Genomic DNA, 21,110 nt, shown 5'->3' with positions numbered 1-21,110 from the left:
TATCGTCACCTTTCATTTTTGGAAAAGAACGATGCCTCCGTTCGATCTATGTACTTATCAATGGAGTATTTTGTTGAGTTCCAATATGTAATATTGCATATTTCGTACTTTTATTTTTTATATATAATAATTTATTTATAAAAATATAAATTATTAATAAGGGTGATTTATATGAGCAAGTTCCGAAAGAAGATGATTAAATATTTGCAAACATTTTGGGGATGCTTAGCATTTGGTGTATTAATGTTTGCTATCTTCTTAATTACGGATTTAACATATGTATCTTTAAATACATTAGGCTGGAGAGACTGGCTAGGTTCTGTAGCAGGCGCAACCATTTTATCTGTTGGGATGTTTACTTTAAATAAATTGAATTTAAAATAAATATTCGGTCAATACTGAATGTGGGCTGTATGCCAACATTCATTTAAAGTAGTCTTCTCTGTATCTCCTTGTATTGAGCAGTTAGCTTTTGCTAGCTGCTCTTTTATTTTGTTCCGGTTCTTGCCTCTTAAAGAACTCTTTATCTACTTTTCCCCAATAAGTACACATATCTATTCCCCTTTGCTACAAAATGAAATTTTTATTTTGTTTTACGCGTCGCTTCTTCAATCAGCCAAGATACAATATTAAAATCATTAGCTTCACCCTTTAAAGATGTTCCGTTCCAAAAGCATTCTTTCATCACTTCAAGTAATTTTTCAACAGCTTCAATTCATCTCATATTCATTTTCCCTTTCTCCCAAATAACTATTTTGTTTTATTAATTAACTGATTAATAAAACAAACACCTTTATTAAACATTCCATGTTTCTTCACCCCTTGAATATTTTTCAAATAAAAATACATACTACTTTCAAGCTGCCGTGTCCATGGCTAATACCTCTTTCTTTTGATGTATATTTTTTAAGAAATCGAAAATAATACCAACAAGCTGTTTGAACTAGCAGCTTCACTCTTCTCGCAATGGGGATGCAAATTATTACAATTAGCTAACTCATTGAACTCACTGGCAGACAACCAAAATCGTTGTCTGCTTTTTGTATGAGATTTTTCGTTTTACATATACTATTTTTGAACCTGCAGACCAATACGAGCCATTTTGGTACTTGGGATTTCCCTTCCGGGGATAAGTATTTTTTACTTATCCCTTTTTTGTATAGACACGTATATTTAGGTTAAAACTAATTACAAGCAGATTTTCTGTTTATGCGTAGTTCTAAACAAGATTACTTTTTCTCCTATTAAAGGACGGCAGGTACGACTGCTAGTCCTTTTTTCTTATTTCGCATATTATCACTACATTACCTTCATCGTCGTCGTAAGCAATTTCCCCATAAGGATGGCAGTGGTGCTTCTCGAGTTCCTCATCGATAAAAACTAACAAATTAGTTTTCCAGTTTCCAACGATCGTACACCAATACGAGTTTAATCCTTCATAAACTTCTCTTGTTCTATTTCGATAATTGCGGAATGTATAATGAAAATACTCGCTCGCTTCAATACCTTTTCTTTTAACCAAAGTGTTCTGCTGAATGACAGTAATACCCTTTCTCTACTGGTTTTGAACTATAAAATTCCCTTTATAAATTTCAAATACGGTGAATGAAATTTTTTCTTGCCATCATCCTTGTTGTATACAAACAAAAAAAGAGCCACAATATTTCGGGACTCTTTTACAATTAGAACTATTTAACGACCACGTCTTTGCTGACCTTGCTTTGTACTACCTTTTTTATTACTTGGCTTATTAAATGATCGGTTATTTTCATTTCTCGAACTATTTCTCGAACTATTTCTTGAATCACTTCTCGAGCTATTTCTCGAATCGCGTCTTGATTCACTTCTTGAACCTTCGCGGCTATCTCTTTGACGATTTTGACCTGATTTCTTCGGAGCCGGCTTTGGTACCGGTTTTCCATTTTCATCTACACGTTTTATCTTCGGTTGTTCGATTATTTCTCTTTGTATTGGTGCACCAAGCGTTTTTTCAATTTCTTCTAAATGTTTTTCATCTTTCGCTGCAACGAACGTAATTGCAAGACCTGATCCACCTGCACGTCCTGTTCGGCCAATGCGATGAATGTAACTTTCTACATCTTCAGGGATATCATAGTTAAATACGTGCGTTACACCATCTACATCAAGTCCACGAGCTGCTACATCCGTTGCGATTAAGTACTGAATTTTAGCTTCGCGGAAACTCTTCATAACTCTTTCACGTTTCGCTTGAGGTATATCACCATGAAGTTCAGCACAATTATAACCTAGTCCTTTTAAATTATCATAAAGCTTACTTGCTCTAACCTTTGTACGACAGAAAATAACAGCTAAAAATGGCTGATCACGATCCATAACAAAACGAAGTGCATCTGGCTTTGCACGGTCTGTCGTCTCAATGACACGCTGCTCAATTGTATCAACCGTTACTTCTTCACTTTGTACTTGAATCATTTGCGGTTCATCCATATAACGCTTCGCCAATTTTTTAATATCTTTTGGCATCGTTGCTGAGAATAACATCGTTTGTTTACTACCTGGTGTCTCATCTAAAATATCTTCAATATCATATAAGAAACCAAAATAAAGCATTTGATCCGCTTCATCTAGTACAATCGTTGAAAGATTACTTAAATCAATTGTTTCACGTCGTATATGATCTAATAATCGTCCTGGTGTTGCAACAACAATATGTGTATTACCTTTTAATTTTCTCAATTGTTGTGCTACATCTTGCCCACCATAAATCGCTAGTACATTAATATCTTCTCTTTGAACAAGCATTTTTTTAATTTCAGTTGTAATTTGCAGAGCTAGTTCCCTTGTTGGTGCAACAATTAAGGCCTGAACATCACTAGATTCTGGATCGATTTTTTCTAAAATCGGTAACACGAATGCTAACGTTTTACCCGTTCCTGTTTTCGCCTGCCCAATAATATCTTTACCTGACAGAATAACTGGAATTGCCTTCTCTTGAATTGGTGTTGCTTCTGTAATTCCATTTTCACGTAATGTATGATTAAAAGTTTCACTAATTCCTAATTCTAATAAGTTTTTCAAATAGACCACTTCTTTTCCTTATTTTTCACATTAGCTTTCATTGTACCATTTGTTTCGCCAAATATGAAAAATAAAAAAATTCTTATCTTCTTTTTTTATATTCATCCTGTACTAGATGAACAAATTCTTTTTGCTTTTTCTCAGATTTTATTAATGCTTCCATGTTAGTAGAAGACAAAATATACTTTTTAATTTTTCTATTACTCCAAATTAAACTTGTATACTTCGGATCTTCATTTAGATTTCGAAACCACTCTAATTCACTTAATTTTGCGATATGGTGTTTCAATTTCATGTCATTTCGAGGATAAAATAAAATGATATCTGCTATTACATCAAATAACGAACCCATTTTCTCCCCCCTATACCCTTGCTCAAATTATATATATTCTTCTTTACATATATATTTCAATTTTACCGAAATATAATGTTACTGATTTGGTTGAAATCGCAAAATATATGAACTAAAAAACCGATCTTTTCGATTTAGGAAAGACCGGTTTTCATTAATTTATACAGTAAGCTTTCCTCCATGATAGCAATAATACTGTGCTGCTTTAAAACTTTTAATCCTATTTAAAGACTGTTTCGCTTTTTCTATATCCAAACAAAAATTCGGATTAGCTATTACTAACTCACGATTCTCTTGAACAGCCGCATCTCCCGTAATTACACAGTCTAAATTCGGAAAATATAATGAAATATGCCCCGAAGTATGTCCTGGCGTCGCTACTATTTGACATTCATTATTCAAAATCATTTGACCATCATGCACTTTTTCATCGACGGAAATATGTTTTATATTTTTTAACTGTTGTATAAACCATTTACCAAATTCTTTTTCTTCATTTGGCATACGTTCTAACATTTCTTCAGCTTGAACTAACCTCTCTGATTTTATATCACCACTAATATAGTTAGATTCAATTTCACTAGCAATAACATTAATATTTGGGTATTTCACTTTAAAATCGTATACAGACCCTATATGGTCATCATCATAATGAGTAATAATTATATTTTTCAAGTTTTTCATCTCATATCCATGTTTTAATATTGCATTTTCAATTAAAGGTAAAAAACTTGGATATCCTGTATCGACTAATGTTAATTCATTATGTACTATAATTAAACTTGGATAAACACATTGTTTTTGCCCGTTAAATTCGAATTCAATTGGTAGTTCTATTATTTTCATTTTTCTTCCCCCATACCGCTTATAAAATGCATAATAATAACTAAATCATCCACATACATCTTACAATATATATACTATGTAACGGAACAATGTGAATCATTGTATAATCCACATTATATTATTTTAAACAGGTAATCCCCTATTTTTATGGAAATATATAATTAAGAAAAACAATAAAATTGATTAATCTCTCACTTCTTTGTCCATCCTTTTAAAAAATCTATGTTTTGTAAAAGGAGTGTTTATATGGAGAAACAGACACTTTGGAAAAAGTTCAAAAAAAGCTCTGTAAACCTCGGTAAATCTAGCGTATATGAAAGTATTATTTTATTCTACACAATGAAAAAGAAAGAATTACCTACTAAAGCGAAATTCATAATATTAGCCGCTTTATCTTATTACGTATTAACAATCGATTTCATTCCAGATATAGCTGCTATTATTGGGATTGGCTTATTGGATGATGTTTTAGCAATCGCTGTAGCGCATAAATACGTTATGAGACACGCAGATGCTGAAATTCGAGAAAAGAGCAAAGTAAAGATGGAGTCATTATTTACTTCAGCACAAGCATAATGAAACTATCTAGTCATTTACCTACCTTTTTACTTTCAAATAAAGCTAACTGTAATTAATGATAGTTCCACCTCACTGAATATTACCCTTCACCATGAGAGCATAGCAGAATAAATTCCTAAACAAAAACTTTTCTCTTAGCTCTCAAACCGTAAACAAATAGGGAATCAGCACTTGTTCCTAAGTTCTGACTCCCTTTTATTTATTCTTATATCTATCTGTTATACAGTTTCATGCGTTCCCTTATATAAAACTGCTATTGCCGCTACTATAAGAATCATACCCATAAAAGCAGGTGCGGCATGACCAAGTGATACATAGATTTGTCCTCCAAGAATAGGACCAATCATTCTTGCTAAAGCTTGAATAGATTGGCTTCCACCTTGAATCCTTCCTTGTTCACTAGAACTGACAGACTTTGAAAGCATCCCGTTGAATGAAGGTCCGAAAATTGAATCCCCAAAACCATACATCAGCATCCCAGCGATAAGTAGTGGATAGAGTGAAAACAAAGCTGATGCCGCAATAAAACTGTATCCTATAATCTCCGAAACCATCCCAAGAATTGCTATTTGTTTATCACTAAGCTTGATCAAAAGCTTTGGCATGATAAAACTTTGTGAAACAATGTCTTGAAAGCCCAAAATTGAAAACATAAGTCCGATTAATACAGGTTTCCAACTGAAAGTATCCATTGTAAATTGCGTGAAAATTGCTTGTAAAGATCCGTTAGGTATCCAAAGTAAAAACGCTGAGACAAGTAACCACTTTAAATTTTTCATGGAAAGTATGTTTGCTAGCTGTACAAAAGGATTTAACCTTACAAACGTAATCTCTTTCAACCTATTATTTTTTTCAAGGCTCTCAGGCATATATTTGATCCCATATACAACATTTATTAACGTTATGATTGCACCAAAATATATAGGTACAGTATCACCAAACTTGGCAAGTATCCCCCCAATGGTTGGGCCAATGATAGTTCCCGCACCTACAACTGCACTCACCCATCCAAAATATTTCGTTCTCTGTTCTTTTGGAATGATGTCTGCAAAATATGCGAAGATAGTACTTATGCTCCCGCCTGTTATTCCTTCTATTATGCGTCCAGCAAATAGTACCCATAAAGCTCCTCCTATTCCAAAAACTAAGTACCCAATTGCAGAACCAAATAAGCATATTAAAAGTAGTGGACGACGGCCATACTTATCGCTTAAAGCTCCGAGTACTGGTGCAGCTAAAAACACGCAGGCCGCATATACGGAAGTTAGTAGTGTAACAACCAATGCTTGTTCTTCCGGATTACTTGTATATGGCTGTACTAAGAATGGGACTACAGGCATGATGATACTGAAACCTATACCACAAAGAAATACAGAAATAAGTCCGAATAGTAAAGCATGTTTATCTATGCTTTTTTCAGTTCCCCTTTCATTTTTCGATCTAAATATAGACATTTAACTTCTCCCCTAAAAATTTTGTTGCTTTGTCAACAAAAGTAAAATAATAAAAAAGCAGCCTATTCTCATTAGAGTAAGGCTGCCCGTAAAAGCCCGATTGGTGAGGGCTGATAATCAGTGGAGATGAAGCCCCCCACTGATTAAAGTTTCACTTTATTATTAAAATATATTACGATTTAATATGTATACCTTGTTTCTTTATTTCTGCATCCAAATGTCTACTATACTTTTCCACAAAGCTAATTATACTGTTGAATTCTTCTTCAGTCACTTGTTCAAATACAGCTTTATCTCGCTCTTGAAACTCTTTATGCAAATTTTCATGGATTTTATAAATTTCTTTCCCTTGTTCGGTAAGCCTAAAATAAATTTCTTTCTTATTTTCTGACTTTTGGTAGCTTTCAACAAGGCCTTTTTGTATGAGCTTCTTAGTCATTCTACTTATAGCACCGCGAGTCACATAAAAAGCCTCTGCGAGTTGTGTCACGTTAGAATCTGCATTGTTTTCAATATATTCAATGCAGTGGACTTCAGAAGACTTAAAACCTTTAAGACCCTCTTCCATCTTATCTTTATTAAGCCAAACCAGCTTATTATATAATTCCCTGAAACCGTTCATGACCTGTTCTTCTTTATTCATGCCCTGCCCTCCTCACCGCTCATTAGCACATTAAAACTATTATATTAAATTTCTGCTTACGTTTCGACAATATTGAAATAATTATTATAACATTAAAGATATGTGTGAAAATAGGCGCTTAAATAAAATAATTTTTAAACAGCAAATTTTGCAAGTTTATTTCTACTTACAGTAAACGGTAGACAAAAAGTAAGAGCTAAGATCATTTCTCTTAGCTCTTCTTTCATAAAACTATTTCACTTCATTAGCGACAAAAAAGTGCTCACATACACTTGATATGCGCTGTAAGTCCACGTTCCCACCAGATATAACAGCCACTACTTTTTTCCCTTTTATATAACTATCAACTTTTCCTGCAAGAAGTGCAGCAGTTGCTAATGCACCTGCACCTTCTACAACAGCTTTCCCACGTTGTAATAAATCTTTCATCGCTACTTCCAGCTCTTTTTCTGATACAGTTACAATATCATCTACTAATTCTTTTACAATTTCAAATGTTAATTCACCTGGTATTTTAACTGCGCAACCATCTGCAATAGTAGGCGCCTCATAGTGTTCTACGATTGCTCCTTTATCGTAAGATGCCTTCATTCCATGAACATTATCTGCTTGGACACCAATTATATTAATGGATGGATTAAAAGATTTCAATGCTACAGAAATACCAGAAATAATTCCGCCTCCACCTATTGGTACAATGACAGTATCTACATCCCACATATCATCAAGAATGTCTAATCCAATTGTACCTTGACCAGCCATTACCTCTACATCATCATATGGATGTAAGTATGTTTCACCTGTTTCCCTTATAATTTCTTCACATTTTACCTTTGCATCATCAAAGGTTTCACCATGTAAAATCACTTCAGATCCATATCCTTTTGTTGCTTCAACTTTTGCCTGAGGTGCAGAAATTGGCATAACAATTTTACTCTTAATACCGAGTAAATGAGCAGATAATGCAACTCCTTGTGCATGATTACCTGCTGAACATGCAATTACACCTCTTTCTTTTTCTTGATCCGTGAGCCGCGACATTTTATTAAATGCGCCACGAAATTTAAAAGAACCCGTTAATTGCATATTTTCTAATTTCAAATGAATTTCTCCACCCGTTTTACTAGTCAAGTAAAAAGATTTTACTAATGGCGTTTTACGAGCATTTCTATCTAGAATTTTGTGAGCTTTTTTAATATCGTCTATATGTAATGGTAGTTTTCTAGTTATCATACTGACACCTCTTCCAATGTTCTATTCCTAAGTTTTCGTAAGTCGTAGCTCCTTTATACGAAAAGAAAAAGTCTTTATATATGTACCCCACTCTGAAATAAACACATTTGCAAACAATTTAACATCCTCTTCATATCGCGTTCTTTATAATGATTTAAACATGCAATTTGGATCCAATTATTCTTTTGTAAATAAGATGACTCATAATGAACGATGTATCCTTGTAATGCTAATGTATCGCCTACTACTTTAGAAGAATAATCTTCGCTCAATACAATAGTAAGTATAATTGGCGCGGCATGTTCTTTAGGTGAAACAAGCTTTAAACCCATATCAGTAATAACTTCTTCAACATAATCATATGTCTCTTTAATTTTTACAAATGCCTTTTCATCTTCAAATCTCTTCAACGCTTCTTGCAATGCATAAATTAAATTCCATGATTGTGAGTATGGAATACTTTCATTTTCTTCATACATGCCAATGTCCATATAGGCCGGCACAGCCTCGTTTATTTTTACAATGTGGTTATGAAAAACGAAAGAAATTCCTGTATATGATTTAATCGCTTTACCGCTAACACCACTTGCAAAATACACATCCTTCAAGTCTAATGGTATTGCTCCAATTGAGCTTATGCAATCTACACACAGTTTCATTTGATTCTCGTTACAAAGAGTATTTAGCTCGTTTAAATCGTTTAACATTCCAGTAGATGTTTCATGATGAACAAACCAAATCCATTCATAATTTCCAGTTGTCATAATTTCTTCTAATTCGGTATAAATAAATGGATCTCCCATTTCCTTTTTATACGTATCAAAATGTAACCGTGCTCGTTTTGCATGTCCAACTAATCTATTACCAAATTCCCCATTTGTTAATACTAGTCCTTTCCCTTTTAAAGAACGTAACTGTAAAGCAATCGCATCATTTGCTAACGTCCCTGTTCCTAACATAAGCTGTACATGTTTTGCTTTTGTCATGTGAAGTAACCGTTTTTTCACATTGTCCATCGTCACTTGAAATGACTTAGAGCGATGGGAAATAGGTCGCGTAGAAAATGCCTTTCGAACGTTCTCTTCAATATCTACTGGACCAGGTAAAAACGTATATTCTTTCGTCATAATCCCCCCAACACTCGACTCTTCAAACATAGCAGGGGTAACATACATTGGCTGGAAGGCTGCTTCTTCTGTACCAACTAACGTATGGAAAGATTTGAATCCCATTTGCTCATATAAAGCTAGTTCACGTGTTGTTGCAGAAATGAGTGCTAATTCATATCCATTTAGAAGCAAATAACGATGTAGAAAACGAATTAATCCTAACAACGCTCTTCCATTTCTATATTCACGTTCTACTGAAAGTAAACGAATTTCATACACTTTTTCTCCATGCTCTTGCAAATAAATATCTAAATTTGAAATTTTATAATCTAACGAGAATGGTCGTTTTCCCCGCACTGCGACCATACCTATTAATCTATCCTCATCTAAACAAATTAAATATGTATTTTCTATATGAAACCGATCTATACGAAACCGTTCTTTCGTTTCTTCATGTTGTGGTATCTCTTCTACAAAAGTTTTATAATTCAATTTATGTATACTTTCAAATTCCCAATCTTGATCAGCAACTTTATAAATTAACCCCATGCCTTATCTCCTTTATCTATTTAATAAAAAATGATAAGTGGAGATTATCCCCACTTATTAAACATTCATTTTATTCTCGATTTACATATAGAATGAGTAAAATAATTATTCCACTTAATATAGTGGTAACAATAGAATAAGAATAAAGAATCATACAAATTGGTAAACAAGCAATCGTAATTAGTCCTGGCTTCGTAAACCCTTTAAATATTAAATAAAATACAATAAAAATGCCTAAGAGGGTAAGCGCTATCAAATAATCAAATGCGATTAGTCCTCCTATAAATGTTGAAATACCTTTACCGCCCTTGCCTTTAAATAAAACTGGATAAATATGTCCAATAATAACGGCCAATAATGTTAACATTACGAATGTAGGATCTTCAAAAAGGTATTTTGCTACAGCAACAACGATTGCCCCTTTAATTGCATCACCTAAAAATGTAGCAATGAAATACCCTTTTCCATATACGCGCCCCATATTTCTTGCGCCAGGATTTCCGCTTCCTTCATCCCTAATATCAACGTTATGTCTCAATTTTGTTACTATATAAGCGGTCAATATGTTTCCAATTAAATAAGAAGCCACCAAATATAAAAACTGCATACTATTAATCATGTAATCATTCACTTTCTACATGGGAATACATATACAATATTCAATTACTACGTATATTGTACGTTTTTAACATACATCCCTTTATACATTTTAACATCATATTTTTACAAATCATACAAAAATTCTCATACCTATTTTTAAAAATATATATCCCTCATTAAATAATATGTTCCTTTCACTGCCATTTCTGCTTGTGATACGAGTGTAATTTCTTTCATACTTTCTTCACACCATTTCTTAAATACAGCAAATATTTCAGGAACTAAACGCAATATACTGCCACTTACTGCAATTGGCGTTGAGTGCTTAAAGTTCAACTTGTTATAAACATTTACTGTAATCCTTGCTAATTCCTTTCCAGCTTGCATCATAATTTCATGCGCATCATCATTGCCATCTCTCGCTTCCTGAATAACTAATGGGGCGATTGCTGCAATTTTATCTTTAGAAGAAGTATATACTAAGCTTTTTATATGAGACGGTGTCAAAAGTTGAAACTGCCTTTGAATATTCAAACTCAATGGACAAAGACTGATTCCTTGATCGAACTGAATTGCCATTTTCTTTAAAGCTTGTAATGCAATCCAATATCCGCTCCCCTCATCTCCTAAAATATGTCCCCATCCACCGCTATACTGATATACTTCTCCTTTTTTTCCTATACAAATTGCACCTGTACCACCTATAGTTAATATTCCATCCTTACCTTTTAAAGCAGCTGCATGTGCGATCATTGCATCATTAAAAATTTCAATTTTTGTTCCGTATTTCTTTTTTAAACGTAATGTTAATTCATTTGTATTCGCTCCGCTTATACCAGCTAATCCTAAACAAACACAAACACAATGCCCATTTATTAAACTCTTCTGGCATTGATTAATTGCTTCCATAATATGCACAAGAGCTTCTTCAAAATCTATTAATATGTTTCCAAAACCACTGGTAGCTCTTACAAGTTCATTTCCGTCTTTATCAAATGCAATTGCCTCGGTCTTCGTTCCCCCGCCATCTACTCCAATCATATACTTCATATGTTCGCCTCATTTTCATCTGCGTATGGAGGGAATGTTATATTCCCTAAAATTACGGAATTCTTAGCACCTGTTGCGCTCGGCACATTACTCGGATTACGATGATACGTTTCGTTTGCTAAAATAGCAAATGCAATTGCTTCTTTCGCTGCTGAAGAATGACCAATATCTTCTTGTATACATATGCTACATTTCTCTTCTCTTAATCCATTCCGTAACATTTCAACAAGTGTATTATTATAACTTCCACCACCACCTAAAATCACCTCATCAATTTCATAATACGGCAAAATAAACGCCTTATAATGATGAACAATTGAACATGCTGTAAACATCGTGACAGTTGCCAATATATTTTCTTTACTATGCTTTTTAAATCGATTCAATAATTCAGTCACAAACGCTTCTCCAAACTGTTCTCTACCTGTTGTTTTTGGTGGTTTCATGTTCAAAAATGGATGGTTCATACAGTATGTTAAAATTTCATCTACAACTCCCCCCTGCTTTGCAATCCAACCATTTTGATCATATGGTACATGAAATAATCTTTGACATACTTCATCGATTACCATGTTGCCTGGTCCAGTATCGAAAGCAATAACACTCTCTTTACTTCGTTTACTTGGAACCACTGTAACATTACCAATCCCACCAATATTTTGTAGTAGTCTATTTTTAGTTTGATGCCGATATAAAATAATCTCTGAATATGGTACAAGTGGTGCACCTTGTCCCCCTGCCGCCATGTCCATCGTTCGGAAATTCGAGATAACCGTCGTGTTCGTTTCATATGCTATTACTGCTGGTTCCCCAATTTGCAATGTTGAAGAAATAATATTCCCTTCTTGCTTTGGCTGATGATAAATCGTTTGTCCGTGAGAGCCTATTAAATCTAATTGTCTCAAAGGAAAATTGGCCTCTTTACAAACTTCCTTTACAGCATTGGCGAAGCATAAACCAAGTTTAAAATTTAAACTACATATAAGTTGGACATTCGAAGTTTCAATTGATAACGCTTGTTGGATCTCATTTTTCATATCATTACAAAATGGAACAGTAGTAAAATGGATGAGTTGGATTTTAGAATCTACACCACTTCCTTCTATATGAACGAGCGCTACATCTATTCCATCTAATGAAGTACCAGACATTACCCCTGCAATATACATAACGTGCATGACCTCCTATTTACTAAAAAACAATCATGTAAGTAACGAACGTACAACCAATCGAAAACAATATAAATCTAAAAAACAACTGAGCTTTCGATGCAAACGATCCATCAATGAAAGAAACAACTACCGTAAGCAAAACGCTTGCCGCAATACTTGTAACAAGCCAGATACTATGCATTTGTGATAGATTTAGCATGCCTAATAAAGGGACAAAAAGTAAATTTGCACAAATCACTCCAAATAATAATAAAAATACGCCTTTATAACTAAATTTTATATTCATTCTATTTCCCCCTTTCTAGTTTTAATGTGAAAGAAGTGATAGACAAAAAGTCTATCACTCAAAATAACAGCGTGCAGATTAAGGATTAACAGATTCCCCGTCACCATTTTTTTCAATTTCAAGCATATTTTTGTCGTACATTTTAAAGAATGGTAAATAAATAAGGAACGATATTGCTATATTTATAAAAACTAATACAATCGCACGCCAATCTCCACCTGTTGCTAAATATGCACCAATTGGAGCAGGTAGTGTCCATGGCGGCATAATATGCGTTGGTGTTACAAATCCCATCGCAGTTGCTGAATATGCAACAGTTGCTGTTACAAGTGGTGTAATGATAAATGGGATAATTAAAATTGGATTTAGTACAATCGGTAATCCGAATATGACTGGTTCATTAATATTAAAAATACCCGGAACAATACAAGTTCTTGATAATGCTTTCGAATATTTCGATCGACCAAATACAATCATAGCTAATACAAGCCCTAACGTCGCACCAGAACCGCCAATCCATATAAACCATTGATATAACGGCTCTGGTGAAATAAATGGCAACTGATCTGCTCCACTAGCAACTGCTTCACCATTTTTCCCTAGGTATACTTCCCATAATGGCCGAGCAACAGTTCCAACAACCGACACACCATGGATTCCGAATGACCAAAAAAACGTAATTAAAAACACTGGAATCATTACACCGAAGTAACTATCCCCAGCTTTTACTAATGGTGCTGCTAATTTATCAACAACATGGTGTAAATCAATGCTAAAAACGACAGTTACTAGACTCATTATAATAATAACGAATGCTGCAGGTATAAGTGCTTCAAATGAACGCGATACAGATGGCGGTACTTGTTCTGGCATTTTAATCATTACATTTTTCTTCTTACAAAATCTTAAAATCTCTACGGATAAAATAGAAACAATCATCGTCACAAATAATCCATGACCTCCGAGATTTGTCATCGGAAGCATGAATCCTTTTTTATCAATTAACTCAGGCGTTAATGTTAAAAGTAGTGAACATACCGCGAACTGTGCTCCTGATAAAGCATCTAATTTATAACTTTTCGCTAAATTATATCCTATTCCAAATGCGATATATAAAGACATAATAAACATGGTTAAACGATATGGTATCAATATACTTGTTTGATTCTTTAATGCCCAAACTGATATGAAACTATCTTTCGGCAGTGGTGGAAATGCTACTATTAAAAAGAAGCTTCCTACTATAATAAATGGTAACGCCGAAATAACTCCATCACGGATTGCTTGTAAATGTCTCTGCTCAGAAAGCCTTGCCATCGGTCCAGATAAGTTTTTATCAAGAAACGTGACAAACTTATTCATAACGTTTCCCCCTAACTGATTAATTCATTTACAGTTTTTAATAAAGTCGGGCCGCCAAGCGGTGTGTATGCTTGCGGCGGTATGATGCCACACGGAATAGATTCCTCCTCTGCAAATTTTTTTACAGAGTCAAATCGGTGTCTTATTTGAGGTGCCACCATTACGACATCCCAGCCATTCTTTACTTCTTCCTCTACCTCATTCGTTCCAATTGCATGCACTTCCATGTTCACACCATTTTTCTCCGCTTCTTTTTTTAAAGCGTTTACAACAATTGCACTGGACATTCCTCCAGAACAGACGAACAAAACTTTCATTTATTAATCCTCCTATACTTATAATTTATTACCCTTCAAATGAAAGGAAGTTTCACTTTACTAACAAGCATATGAAGTAGTAAATGAATTTAGTTATAATGAAAGTAAATTTCATTAAAAATATTTTTCTTATTAAATTAATGTTTCAATATGCAATTTTCTCTATTGCAAGGTCAACCTCGCCTCAGATATTATTTTAAATAATCATATGATAGGGAGGCGTATAAATGATCGTTAAACGTTTATTAATGATATGTTGTATCGTTATCTTGTTCATCCCTTTCTCTTTCATTCCCCCTCACTCTACTTATGCTGAAGTAAATACTACGTACAAAAAACATGAATTACGTGCTGCATGGATCGCATCAGTTCTGAATATTGATTGGCCCTCAAAAACTGGCTTACCTATTGAAAAACAGAAGCAAGAATTTATAAGATTATTAGACGATGTAAAAAGCACTGGTATGAATGCAGTTGTTGTACAAATTAAACCAACCGCTGATGCTTTCTATCCTTCAAATTACGGTCCTTGGTCTGAATACATTACAGGAACACAAGGAAAAGATCCTGGTTATGACCCGCTCGCATTTATGATTGAAGAAACTCATAAAAGAAATATAGAATTCCACGCTTGGATTAACCCATACCGAATAACGATGAATCACACCGATATAAATCGATTATCAAATAATCACCCTGCAAGGCAACATCCCGATTGGGTTGTCCCTTATGGCGGAAAGTTATATTACAATCCCGGTATTCCGGAAGTGAAAAAATTTATAACAGAAGGTGCTTTAGAAATCGTACAAAATTACGATATTGATGCGCTGCATATGGATGATTATTTTTACCCATATAAAGTAGCCGGTGAAGAATTTCCAGATCAGAAAACATACGAAACATATAATAATGGTAGATTTACAAATATAGAAGATTGGCGACGTAATAATGTAAATGAACTTGTAAAAGATTTAAATACTGCTATAAAACAAGAAAAATCATATGTAAAGTTTGGCATTAGTCCGTTCGGCGTATGGCGAAATATAGCTGACGATCCCACTGGCTCTAACACAACCGCAGGCCAAAGAAACTATGATGACCTTTATGCTGACACACGTGAGTGGATACAAAAAGGATATATTGACTACATTACACCGCAAATATATTGGAATATAGGTTTCACCCCAGCTGCATATGACATATTAGTAGATTGGTGGGTTAAAGAAACAAATAACAAACCGCTTCACCTATACATCGGTCAAGCGGCCTATAAAATTAATAATAACTCCGTCCCTGCTTGGTCTGATCCAGAAGAATATCCAAAACAAATTGCATTAAACCGGCTATATCCTGATATAAAAGGTAGTATGCATTTTAGCTTAAAAGATATTAATAACAATCCACTCGGAGTTAAAGATAGCCTTTCAAAAAACATATATAAACATCCTGCATTAATCCCGCCTATGCCTTGGCTTGATCATGATCCACCAAAACAACCGACTTTAAAAGGCGCCATTCCAAGAGATGAAGGTATTGCAATCGGTATCATTGACAATAGAGATAATGATTCTGCTTATTACGCTATTTACCGCGTGAATGGGAAAAATGAAGTGGATATACAAAATCCCAAAAATTTACTTACTACTGTAAGAAAAACAAAACTTGGAGAAATTTATGTAGATAAAACCGCTATTTCCGGAGAAACGTATACCTATGTCGTAACTGCAGTTGATCGATTGCATAATGAAAGTGTGGCTTCTAGTAAATCTACTATTCAAGCAAAATAAAAGTAAGAGCCCCCATTTTTTTGAATGCGGGCTCTTACTTTTATTTTCGTAGTTCACTATATTGAATATGAATTCTATTCTCAGGGTTTTTATCTACTGTGTAAAGTACAAATAAGAAGAACCATTCTAGTGGCTTCATTAAAATATAAACAAAATCAGCCGACCATTTCGTATTAATATGTTTACTAATCGGATAACCGTATTTATCATAAAAATTACGAATCACTTTATGACATTTTGGTACCCGCTCCTCAATTACATTTTCAAAAGCGTTCGCAATTAATAACTGTCGATTAACTGTAATTCTTTCCCCATGCCTAATTCCTGCTCGTAATGGCTTAACGATGTTTTTATGGCCTTTCACAGAAACTGTACATAAATAATGCCCATCCCCGGAGACAATTTGAGGACTTGGGGCAGGAATCTTAGAATAATTAAAACTACTTGTTTCCATAAACACTCTTATAAAACTATCTGGTTTTTGGCCAAACAGTATTAAAATAAATTGAACAATTAACAAGACAGGAAATAAACTTATCATCCAGACTGTAGCCATTTTTTGATATCCAAAAGAAATACGATACAGCAATAATATAATTCTGTTGCTCTGCGTATAATCTTTCTCATTCTGAGATTGTATGAAATAATCTAATGTATTTCTTAATTTAGCTAAGAATAATAGACTAAAGGCAAGCATTCCAACTTGAATACAAAAGACTGGAATGTATCTCAATCCCCCGAGTTCCGTATAAAAGGCAAAGCCTGTATGGGTAATATAGATGAATGTATATACAATGTTTACTATCATTAAAGTACTATAAAAAATATAAAATATTGGTGAAAGTTTTATTAAGCCTGTTGTTAATTTCCAATACGAAACTCCACCTAAAATAACTAAGAGAACTACTATCGTAATGTGGTCATGGGCTAAAGAAGCATATTGATCAGACATCATTCCGTTCTTTTCAAATTTATGTAATGGTATTCCTGCTCTTACATCATTTGCATTCCACATAATACCTAAACCAAAGATAAAATAACTCAAACCCAGTGATAATATTTCCTGTGGCTCGAACTTTAGTATACTTGAGGAATTCTCCTCCTTCGATTGGAAACTATCCCAAGCTTTACTAATAGGGTAGCCAAGAAATATAAATAGAATTACAAATAGTATAACTAACTCAAATAGCACAATATCATACCCCTTTTATAATAATTGTTTACACAAAGTATAAAAAAACACTCTATATTTTACCATTTATTAACGTTTGTATATATAATTTCACAAAAGATTGCACTCTCTCAATTTACAAAAAAAAACGCCTAAAAGCTGAAACATTCAACTTTTTAGGCGATCTCTTCTATTTATTCTTAAACTTCTCAGTCGCTGCCCTCATCTTCACATTTAAATCGTGATCAATCGAGTCGCGAATATCTCGCTCTACTACTTCCATTTCTTTTTTGAAATTTTCCAAGTAGATCTTCAGTTCTTCTTCCTTCTCTGGTCTTTGTGAAGGTGGTAATTGTACTACCAACGATAACATGGCCGTTAAATCTTTCATTAAGAATGTTTCAAGTTTATGTTGTTGTTCAAACATGCGTTGCTCTTGATAGTACGGAAGTGCATTTAATACTGAAATTGTAATATCATCAACCGTTCTTTGTAATGAAGGATTTATTGAGCGTTTATACGCTTGAATTGTATTTAATGCGTCTGGATAACGGTCATAAAAATACAATTTGTAAAATGATAAGTCTGTCGGTTTTACAGTTTGCTGCGCTTCTTGTCTTAAGAAATCTTTCACTTTCATCGCAGCCACATCAATATCTTCATTTGTAAGCTTTTTCGTAGTTTTTGCCATTACATGCACTTTTTTCTGCTTTTCTTTCGGTAACATCGAGAAGACTTGCTCTCTCGTACGTTGACCTGATGCACAAAATAGAGTATTTAATGTATTTTGTTCTTTCTTTCCTTCGGTGCGAATCCAGCGATAAAACAGTGGATGTTGTGTAAATTCTTGTAGAAACGGTATTGATTTGTTTGATATCTTATCTAAAGAATCTTGCGCTCTTTTATATGGCTTCGTCCATGAAAAATACAGTTTCCGCCCGAAGTATACGACTAAAACAACGACAGTAAATGCTATTAAAAGCAATGTACCGAGTAGTAATAGTACTGTTTGAATGAAACTCATTTGTTCACCTCCTAATAATCCGTTATTTCCTTGGACGCTGAATGAGTTTCTGCTTCATCTCATCATTAAATGTGTCTAGTTCAATAACGAACTTCTTGCTTGACTCAATAATACGTTCTGACGATTTTTCAGATGCTTCAATTGCAGCGAACACATTTTGGAATGATTCACGTAATTTATCCATGCTAATAGCAGGGTTTTCAAGCAATTTCGTCGTTTCTTCTGTATTTTGTTTTAACGCTTGAGAATTACTTAATACCATCGATTCAATTGCTTCATTCGTCGCATTTACGGCATCAATTGTTTTCCGTTGATTCGTTAATGCAAGCTGAATAGCAGCTGAAACTGTTACAACGTTTTGTGTCATCGTAATCGCATTACGTATCGCCTCTGTTAATTTTTCATTATTTTTCTTAATGATGTCTACAGAAGCTATAGATTGTAATAATACACTTTTCGCTTGCTGCATATTACGTGTACGTACAAGTATCTTTTCTAATGCATCGTTAATTAACGGAATATCCCTTTGACGCTCTGGGTTTTGTTTCTCAGCTTCAAGCATGCCAGCAAGCTTTTTCCCTAAGTATACTTGTTTATCAAGAGCATGAATTTTATCGTGCGATTGTTCTTTTAACATTTCAAGACCAACTGTATCCTCTTGTAAGTTATCACGACCAATTAGAAGGGATCTAATAATTTCCTCAATTTGCTTATCTATAGATTGATATTTATGCACGTATGTTTCAAGTGGATTTTTCTTAAATACTTTAAACATAATTTTCTTCATACCACTTGCTTTAAGTGAATTGGGATCAAGCTCTGATACTACTTTGCGTAATTCTAACAATGTATTTGGAATTTCTTCATTCTTTCCATTCATCATCGCTGTGACAGGACGTTTTAATGCTGATAACGTTTGTCCTGCTGCTTGTTGTTCTTTATCCCCCAAATCTCCTAGCTGCGACAATACTTTTGATAAATCTGTATTTTGCTCGCTATTTAACTTTTGTACATAAAGATCGGCTTCTTTATTTAATTCATCAAGTTCTTCATCTTTTATAACTGTATCAACCACTACTTCTACATTATTATCTTTCACAATGGATACAGGTTCTTTTTTCTCGAGTTCAGTCAACAAAATCGCTCCTTTATTTATATGTGCGAATTTATATGCACTATATTTCATCAATTATATCGTATTTCATACACATTCTGATTGCTTGAAATCGATTTTTTTAGAAATGTCTGTTTATGCAGTCATTCCCTGTTTCTTACTATAAGTATACCTGTAATCAACATAATTTTCCTCAGACTTAAGACCTAGAGAACTACATGCTGAAGGCGGATTCTTCATATATTTCCTAAATAATTTACGTTCTTTTAATCGTGCTACACTCAATCTTTTGACATTCACCCGTTTTCAATGTGATAATTCTATTACACTCACTTCTATTTATTTTTGCGAGCTACAAATGCTCCCTTTTGAAACGCTAATAACACTGTTTCAAACGTATCATCTTCTTCAATCATTTTTATAAACTCATCTAATTCACTTGCATGAGAAGTTGCATTATCAACAACAAGAAAACCTTTTGGCTGTAACATACGTTTTATATGCTCAAACCACCACATGTATTGCGTGCGCTCTGAATCTAGGAAAATAAAATCAAATGAATGATCTAATTGGGAATCTAAAAATGCCCCTGCTTCTTGATTGTGAACATCAATCCTTTGTAAAAGGTTTGCCTTTTCAAAATTGACAAGTGCCTCTCCAACTCGTTCTGAAGAAAGCTCTACAGTTGTTACATTTCCATTTGTTTCTTCTACCGCATTAGCTAACCACAATGTAGAATAACCATTAGAAGTTCCGATTTCTAAAATGTTTTCTGCATTACACCCTTTTACTAAAATTGATAAAAATTGCCCCATCTCACGAGAAATATTCCGTAATTTTTCTTCCCGTATTTTTTTATTCCGATCATGCTCTTCTCCATATTGTTCAAGTTGAAGTAATAATGAATCTAACGTATCCATTCTTTTCATCGCCTTTCCAAGCAATATGATGAAAAAGCTCTTGCTGCCCGTCTACTTTTATTATATGCGAAACGAAATCCTTTTTCCCGTTATATGACAAAGATTTATAATTTTTTATAGCATATTGTTTCGTTTTTTGGTAAAGTTAATTTCTACGTGCAATTATTCCATTCATATTATTTCATATTAAAATTGCAGTTATTAAATTATATAAACCCCATTTAAATGAATCGGTATTTCAAATTCAATTAAGCGCCCTTTTCGGACGCATTTTCTTTGTTTATATATTTCCAGAAGAAAGGATGCTTACAAATGAACGTGATTAGCTTAGATGCTGCTCGAAAACGAAAGCAGCATAAAAAATTAATGATTACTATACCGATTATTACACGTATTTATGAAGAAGACGGGGAAATTAAATTTGAGGTAGCTGGCGAAAAAGATGTACCTCTTGAAATGTTAGAAAAATAATAAAAAAGCGC

Annotated in this window: 21 protein-coding genes; 4 read left to right on the top strand and 17 right to left on the bottom strand. The window is 33.9% G+C overall.

The window, feature by feature from the left end; all coding sequences use genetic code 11:
- Positions 1-171: 171 nt before the first annotated feature.
- Complete coding sequence (locus MHH55_RS06300; protein WP_000033160.1) at positions 172-384, top strand: hypothetical protein; 213 nt, start codon at positions 172-174, stop codon at positions 382-384.
- Positions 385-1,692: 1,308 nt separating this feature from the next.
- On the opposite strand, the gene MHH55_RS06295 is transcribed toward MHH55_RS06300, so the two are convergent.
- The 3 genes from MHH55_RS06295 to MHH55_RS06285 all read right to left on the bottom strand — a co-directional run bounded on the left by MHH55_RS06295 (position 1,693) and on the right by MHH55_RS06285 (position 4,258).
- Positions 1,693-3,069, bottom strand: coding sequence for a DEAD/DEAH box helicase (locus MHH55_RS06295; protein WP_078188071.1), 1,377 nt, complete (start codon positions 3,067-3,069; stop codon positions 1,693-1,695).
- A 73-nt stretch (positions 3,070-3,142) separates the two neighbouring features.
- The gene (locus tag MHH55_RS06290; RefSeq protein ID WP_000535038.1) at positions 3,143-3,412 is read right to left on the bottom strand and encodes a hypothetical protein; all 270 of its coding nucleotides are present in this window, start codon (positions 3,410-3,412) and stop codon (positions 3,143-3,145) included.
- Positions 3,413-3,571: 159 nt separating this feature from the next.
- Positions 3,572-4,258 (bottom strand): MBL fold metallo-hydrolase, encoded by a 687-nt coding sequence (locus tag MHH55_RS06285; protein ID WP_074554417.1) that lies wholly within the window; start codon positions 4,256-4,258, stop codon positions 3,572-3,574.
- Positions 4,259-4,504: 246 nt separating this feature from the next.
- Between MHH55_RS06285 and MHH55_RS06280 the strand changes: the two genes are divergently transcribed.
- A complete protein-coding gene (locus tag MHH55_RS06280) occupies positions 4,505-4,834 on the top strand; it encodes a YkvA family protein (protein ID WP_000415089.1) in 330 nt (109 codons plus the stop codon).
- Between the two features lie 221 nt (positions 4,835-5,055).
- On the opposite strand, the gene MHH55_RS06275 is transcribed toward MHH55_RS06280, so the two are convergent.
- The 10 genes from MHH55_RS06275 to MHH55_RS06230 form a co-directional block, all read right to left on the bottom strand.
- Positions 5,056-6,291 carry an MFS transporter gene (locus tag MHH55_RS06275; RefSeq protein ID WP_063219928.1) on the bottom strand — a complete coding sequence of 412 codons (1,236 nt, stop codon included), beginning with the start codon at positions 6,289-6,291 and terminating at the stop codon, positions 5,056-5,058.
- A gap of 172 nt (positions 6,292-6,463) precedes the next feature.
- Positions 6,464-6,934: a MarR family transcriptional regulator gene (locus tag MHH55_RS06270; protein WP_001030904.1), complete on the bottom strand. Its 471-nt coding sequence runs from the start codon at positions 6,932-6,934 to the stop codon at positions 6,464-6,466.
- Positions 6,935-7,165: 231 nt separating this feature from the next.
- The gene (gene tdcB, locus MHH55_RS06265; RefSeq protein ID WP_000632959.1) at positions 7,166-8,167 is read right to left on the bottom strand and encodes a bifunctional threonine ammonia-lyase/L-serine ammonia-lyase TdcB; all 1,002 of its coding nucleotides are present in this window, start codon (positions 8,165-8,167) and stop codon (positions 7,166-7,168) included.
- Between the two features lie 74 nt (positions 8,168-8,241).
- A complete protein-coding gene (locus MHH55_RS06260) occupies positions 8,242-9,825 on the bottom strand; it encodes an aminotransferase class V-fold PLP-dependent enzyme (protein ID WP_074554419.1) in 1,584 nt (527 codons plus the stop codon).
- 70 nt (positions 9,826-9,895) lie between these two features.
- The gene (gene plsY / locus MHH55_RS06255; RefSeq protein WP_000610869.1) at positions 9,896-10,444 is read right to left on the bottom strand and encodes a glycerol-3-phosphate 1-O-acyltransferase PlsY; all 549 of its coding nucleotides are present in this window, start codon (positions 10,442-10,444) and stop codon (positions 9,896-9,898) included.
- Between the two features lie 137 nt (positions 10,445-10,581).
- Positions 10,582-11,475, bottom strand: a complete 894-nt coding sequence (locus MHH55_RS06250; protein ID WP_000876589.1) for a BadF/BadG/BcrA/BcrD ATPase family protein — start codon at positions 11,473-11,475, stop codon at positions 10,582-10,584.
- Complete coding sequence (gene anmK / locus MHH55_RS06245) at positions 11,472-12,644, bottom strand: anhydro-N-acetylmuramic acid kinase AnmK (protein ID WP_075677017.1); 1,173 nt, start codon at positions 12,642-12,644, stop codon at positions 11,472-11,474. Before anmK ends, MHH55_RS06250 begins: the two co-directional genes overlap by 4 nt.
- Before the next feature lie 22 nt (positions 12,645-12,666).
- On the bottom strand, positions 12,667-12,933 hold the full coding sequence (locus tag MHH55_RS06240) for a hypothetical protein (protein ID WP_001021963.1): 267 nt from the start codon (positions 12,931-12,933) through the stop codon (positions 12,667-12,669).
- 78 nt (positions 12,934-13,011) lie between these two features.
- Positions 13,012-14,295 (bottom strand): PTS sugar transporter subunit IIC, encoded by a 1,284-nt coding sequence (locus MHH55_RS06235; RefSeq protein ID WP_074554425.1) that lies wholly within the window; start codon positions 14,293-14,295, stop codon positions 13,012-13,014.
- An 11-nt stretch (positions 14,296-14,306) separates the two neighbouring features.
- Positions 14,307-14,612, bottom strand: a complete 306-nt coding sequence (locus MHH55_RS06230; protein ID WP_000865907.1) for a PTS sugar transporter subunit IIB — start codon at positions 14,610-14,612, stop codon at positions 14,307-14,309.
- Positions 14,613-14,839: 227 nt separating this feature from the next.
- On the opposite strand from MHH55_RS06230, the gene MHH55_RS06225 reads away from it, so the two are divergent.
- Positions 14,840-16,399: a glycoside hydrolase family 10 protein gene (locus MHH55_RS06225; RefSeq protein WP_078187125.1), complete on the top strand. Its 1,560-nt coding sequence runs from the start codon at positions 14,840-14,842 to the stop codon at positions 16,397-16,399.
- Between the two features lie 40 nt (positions 16,400-16,439).
- Here MHH55_RS06225 and MHH55_RS06220 read toward each other — a convergent pair whose 3' ends face one another.
- The 4 genes from MHH55_RS06220 to MHH55_RS06205 form a co-directional block, all read right to left on the bottom strand.
- The gene (locus tag MHH55_RS06220; RefSeq protein ID WP_000895912.1) at positions 16,440-17,591 is read right to left on the bottom strand and encodes a DUF6688 domain-containing protein; all 1,152 of its coding nucleotides are present in this window, start codon (positions 17,589-17,591) and stop codon (positions 16,440-16,442) included.
- 169 nt (positions 17,592-17,760) lie between these two features.
- Positions 17,761-18,594 carry a DUF3974 domain-containing protein gene (locus MHH55_RS06215; RefSeq protein ID WP_000008369.1) on the bottom strand — a complete coding sequence of 278 codons (834 nt, stop codon included), beginning with the start codon at positions 18,592-18,594 and terminating at the stop codon, positions 17,761-17,763.
- A gap of 22 nt (positions 18,595-18,616) precedes the next feature.
- Positions 18,617-19,729, bottom strand: coding sequence for a toxic anion resistance protein (locus MHH55_RS06210; RefSeq protein WP_000137402.1), 1,113 nt, complete (start codon positions 19,727-19,729; stop codon positions 18,617-18,619).
- 314 nt (positions 19,730-20,043) lie between these two features.
- Entirely contained in the window at positions 20,044-20,637 is a 594-nt protein-coding gene (locus MHH55_RS06205; protein WP_074554437.1) for an O-methyltransferase, read from the bottom strand.
- A 303-nt stretch (positions 20,638-20,940) separates the two neighbouring features.
- On the opposite strand from MHH55_RS06205, the gene MHH55_RS06200 reads away from it, so the two are divergent.
- On the top strand, positions 20,941-21,099 hold the full coding sequence (locus tag MHH55_RS06200) for a hypothetical protein (RefSeq protein ID WP_001100984.1): 159 nt from the start codon (positions 20,941-20,943) through the stop codon (positions 21,097-21,099).
- Positions 21,100-21,110: the final 11 nt, after the last annotated feature.

The organism is Bacillus sp. FSL K6-2944 (genome assembly GCF_038005385.1).
Taxonomy (GTDB): Bacteria; Bacillota; Bacilli; order Bacillales; family Bacillaceae_G; genus Bacillus_A; species Bacillus_A cereus.
This window is presented reverse-complemented; position numbering and strand designations above follow the sequence as displayed.

Coding starts and splice junctions, on each gene's coding strand:
- MHH55_RS06300 (WP_000033160.1), top strand. CDS start 172: ATGAGCAAGTTCCGAAAGAAGATGATTAAATATTTGCAAACATTTTGG.
- MHH55_RS06290 (WP_000535038.1), bottom strand. CDS start 3,412: ATGGGTTCGTTATTTGATGTAATAGCAGATATCATTTTATTTTATCCT.
- MHH55_RS06285 (WP_074554417.1), bottom strand. CDS start 4,258: ATGAAAATAATAGAACTACCAATTGAATTCGAATTTAACGGGCAAAAA.
- MHH55_RS06280 (WP_000415089.1), top strand. CDS start 4,505: ATGGAGAAACAGACACTTTGGAAAAAGTTCAAAAAAAGCTCTGTAAAC.
- MHH55_RS06275 (WP_063219928.1), bottom strand. CDS start 6,291: ATGTCTATATTTAGATCGAAAAATGAAAGGGGAACTGAAAAAAGCATA.
- MHH55_RS06270 (WP_001030904.1), bottom strand. CDS start 6,934: ATGAATAAAGAAGAACAGGTCATGAACGGTTTCAGGGAATTATATAAT.
- tdcB (WP_000632959.1), bottom strand. CDS start 8,167: ATGATAACTAGAAAACTACCATTACATATAGACGATATTAAAAAAGCT.
- MHH55_RS06260 (WP_074554419.1), bottom strand. CDS start 9,825: ATGGGGTTAATTTATAAAGTTGCTGATCAAGATTGGGAATTTGAAAGT.
- plsY (WP_000610869.1), bottom strand. CDS start 10,444: ATGATTAATAGTATGCAGTTTTTATATTTGGTGGCTTCTTATTTAATT.
- MHH55_RS06250 (WP_000876589.1), bottom strand. CDS start 11,475: ATGAAGTATATGATTGGAGTAGATGGCGGGGGAACGAAGACCGAGGCA.
- anmK (WP_075677017.1), bottom strand. CDS start 12,644: ATGTATATTGCAGGGGTAATGTCTGGTACTTCATTAGATGGAATAGAT.
- MHH55_RS06240 (WP_001021963.1), bottom strand. CDS start 12,933: ATGAATATAAAATTTAGTTATAAAGGCGTATTTTTATTATTATTTGGA.
- MHH55_RS06235 (WP_074554425.1), bottom strand. CDS start 14,295: ATGAATAAGTTTGTCACGTTTCTTGATAAAAACTTATCTGGACCGATG.
- MHH55_RS06230 (WP_000865907.1), bottom strand. CDS start 14,612: ATGAAAGTTTTGTTCGTCTGTTCTGGAGGAATGTCCAGTGCAATTGTT.
- MHH55_RS06225 (WP_078187125.1), top strand. CDS start 14,840: ATGATCGTTAAACGTTTATTAATGATATGTTGTATCGTTATCTTGTTC.
- MHH55_RS06215 (WP_000008369.1), bottom strand. CDS start 18,594: ATGAGTTTCATTCAAACAGTACTATTACTACTCGGTACATTGCTTTTA.
- MHH55_RS06205 (WP_074554437.1), bottom strand. CDS start 20,637: ATGAAAAGAATGGATACGTTAGATTCATTATTACTTCAACTTGAACAA.
- MHH55_RS06200 (WP_001100984.1), top strand. CDS start 20,941: ATGAACGTGATTAGCTTAGATGCTGCTCGAAAACGAAAGCAGCATAAA.